Origin of the sequence: Reyranella sp. (assembly GCF_050185545.1) — a bacterium.
In the GTDB taxonomy this organism is placed as follows: domain Bacteria; phylum Pseudomonadota; class Alphaproteobacteria; order Reyranellales; family Reyranellaceae; genus Reyranella.
In genome coordinates this window covers 1-2,848 of record NZ_JBFWZI010000363.1, presented here as the reverse complement: position 1 = coordinate 2,848, position 2,848 = coordinate 1, and the positions used below count along the sequence as shown (strand labels likewise).

The 2,848-nt window shown below is 67.0% G+C and carries 3 protein-coding genes; all 3 read left to right on the top strand.

The window, feature by feature from the left end; genetic code table 11:
- On the top strand, positions 1–225 hold a 225-nt coding region (locus tag AB7O82_RS38065), incomplete at its 5' end, for a zinc-binding dehydrogenase (protein ID WP_428621946.1).
- A 118-nt stretch (positions 226–343) separates the two neighbouring features.
- Entirely contained in the window at positions 344–2,401 is a 2,058-nt protein-coding gene (locus tag AB7O82_RS38060) for a bifunctional aldolase/short-chain dehydrogenase (RefSeq protein WP_428556154.1), read from the top strand.
- 74 nt (positions 2,402–2,475) lie between these two features.
- Entirely contained in the window at positions 2,476–2,787 is a 312-nt protein-coding gene (locus AB7O82_RS38055) for a transposase (protein WP_428621944.1), read from the top strand.
- The last annotated feature ends 61 nt before the right edge of the window (positions 2,788–2,848 follow it).

Genomic DNA, 2,848 nt, shown 5'->3' with positions numbered 1-2,848 from the left:
GGCATGGCGGAGGTCGATCCCATGCCGATCCTGCGGCGCAACCTGCACGTCCAGGGACTCTACGTCGGCAACCGGCAGATGTTCGAGGCGATGAACCGGGCGATCGCGGCGAACCGACTCAAGCCCGTCGTCGACCGGGTGTTTCCTTTCGCCGAGGCGAAGGAAGCCTATCGGCACATGAAGAGCCAGGCCCATTTCGGCAAGATCGTGATCTCGCATGGCTAGGATCTACGTCATGCTCTTCTGGACCGCGGGCGTCTCGCCCGCTCAAGATGCATGAGCATGAGCGGGCGAGACGCCCGCGGTCCAGAAGAGCATGAGTTCTGAACGCAAGAGGACGTAAATGCAGAACCTGTGGTCCGATAGCGATGCCAAGGATGCGATCGCCCGCCATGCCGCCAAGGGCATCGGCGAGGACCTGGCGCTGCGCGTCTACACGACGCGGCTGCTGGGCGGCGAGCCGCGCCTGGTGCTGCACGGCGGCGGCAACACGTCGGTGAAGACGCGGGTGGCCGACGTCACCGGCGAGCAGGTCGATGTTCTCTGCGTCAAGGGCAGCGGCTGGGACATGGGCACGATCGAGGCGCCCGGCCTGCCGGCCGTGCGGCTCGCCCCGCTCGGCGGCCTGGTCGGCCTGCAGGCGCTCTCCGACGAGGACATGGTCAACATCCAGCGCTGCAACCTGCTCGACAGCAAGGCGCCCAACCCCTCGGTCGAGACGCTGCTGCACGCTTTCCTGCCGCACAAATTCATCGACCACACGCATTCCAATGCGGTGCTGGCGCTGACCGACCAGCCTGACGGCGAAGAACTGGCGCGCGACGTGTTCGGCAAGCGCGCCGCCCTGGTGCCCTACATCATGCCGGGCTTTGCGCTGGCCAAGAAGGCGAGCGAGGTCTCGCGCGCCCATCCCGACGTCGAGGGACTGATCCTGCTGAAGCACGGCATCTTCTCGATGGGCGCCACGGCGGAAGAAGCCTATGTCCGCATGATCGACCTCGTGACCCTGGCCGAGTGGCGGCTGGCCAAGGCGACACGCAAGATATTCCCCGGCGCCAGCCTGCCCGACGCGATCGCCGGCGCTGCCGACGTCGCGCCCATCCTGCGCGGTCTTCTCTCATTGCCGGCCAAGAGCGGTGGCCGCGAGGCCGCGCAGCGCTTCGTCTTCGAGTTCCGCACCAGCGCGCAGATCCTCGCCTATGTCGGCGGCCGCGAGATCGCGCGCTACAGCCAGCAGGGACCGGTGACGCCCGACCATGCGATCCGTACCAAGAACCTGCCGCTGGTCGTGCCGGCGCCCGCGGCCGGCAAGCTCGACGACTTCAGGGCCGGGGCGAAGCAGGCGCTCGACAGGTTCGTCGCCGACTACCACGGCTACTTCGCGCGCCACAATGCGCGCCAGCTGCCGAGCAAGACCGAGCTCGATTCGATTCCGCGCGTCGTGCTTGTGCCAGGCCTCGGCCTGTTCGGACTGGGCAAGTCGTCCAAGGATGCCAGGATTGCGGCCGACCTCGCCGAGACCACGGTCGAGGTAGTGGCCGACGCCGAACGGCTCGGCACCTACCAGTGCATTCCCGAGCCCGACATCTTCGACATCGAGTACTGGTCGCTCGAGCAGGCCAAGCTCGGCGCAGAGGCCGAGAAGCCGCTGGCGCGGCGCATCGTCGTCGTGACCGGTGGCGGCTCGGGCATTGGTGCCGCGACAGCGCAGGCCTTCGCACGCGAGGGCGCCGAGGTGGTCGTGGTCGATCAGGACGGGGCGCGAGCCAAGGATATCGCCGGCAAGGTGAAGGGCCTCGCCATCGCCTGCGATGTGACCAATCCCGCCGAGGTGCGCGTCGCCTTCGATCGCATCGCTGCCACCTACGGCGGCGTCGACATCGTGGTCTCCAATGCCGGCGCGGCATGGCAGGGCAAGATCGGTGATGTCGACGAGGCGACCTTGCGCAAGAGCTTCGAGCTCAATTTCTGGGCCCACCAGAGCGTGGCGCAGAACGCCGTGCGGGTGATGCGCGCCCAGGGCCTGGGCGGCTGCCTGCTGTTCAACACGTCCAAGCAGGCGGTCAATCCCGGTCCCGATTTCGGCCCCTATGGCCTGCCCAAAGCGGCGACCCTGTTCCTGATGCGCCAGTACGCGCTCGACCACGGAGCCGACGGCATCCGTTCCAACGCGGTCAACGCCGACCGCATCCGCTCCGGCCTGCTGACCGACGCGATGATCGCCCAGCGCTCCAAGGCGCGCGGCCTCAGCGAAGCCGACTACATGGGCGGCAACCTGCTCGGCCTCGAGGTCACGGCCGACGACGTCGCCCAATCCTTCGTGGCGCTCGCCAAGGCCAGCAAGAGCACCGGCGCCGTCATCACCGTCGACGGCGGCAACATCGCCGCGGCGCTGCGGTGAGGCGGCACTTCTCGCGCGACTGAAGTTGCCCCGGTTTCGTGGACATCGGCACGATAGTGTTTCAGGAGTCCACCATGGCAAACAGGCATCATGAGCCCTATTCACCGGAGTTCCGTCGGCAAATGGTCGAGCTTGTTCGAGCTGGACGCACGCCCGAAGAACTGTCCCGGGAGTTCGAGCCATCGTCGCAAGCGATCCGCAATTGGGTCGCCCAGGCAGAGCGGGATGAAGGTCATCGCAATGACGGGTTGACGACGGTCGAGCGGGATGAACTGTCTCGGCTGCGACACGAGAACAGGCAGCTGAAGCTTGAGCGGGAGATCCTGTCAAAAGCGGCGGCCTGGTTCGCGCGGGAGACGATCCCGCCGAAGGATTCCGATTCGTGAGCGCGAACCGGGCCGTGTATCCGATCGCCACGATGTGCCGGGTGCTGGGCGTCTCCGCCAG

Bases quoted from the DNA above. Each gene is read 5' to 3' on its own strand.
- AB7O82_RS38060 (WP_428556154.1), top strand. From the start codon at position 344: ATGCAGAACCTGTGGTCCGATAGCGATGCCAAGGATGCGATCGCCCGC.
- AB7O82_RS38055 (WP_428621944.1), top strand. From the start codon at position 2,476: ATGGCAAACAGGCATCATGAGCCCTATTCACCGGAGTTCCGTCGGCAA.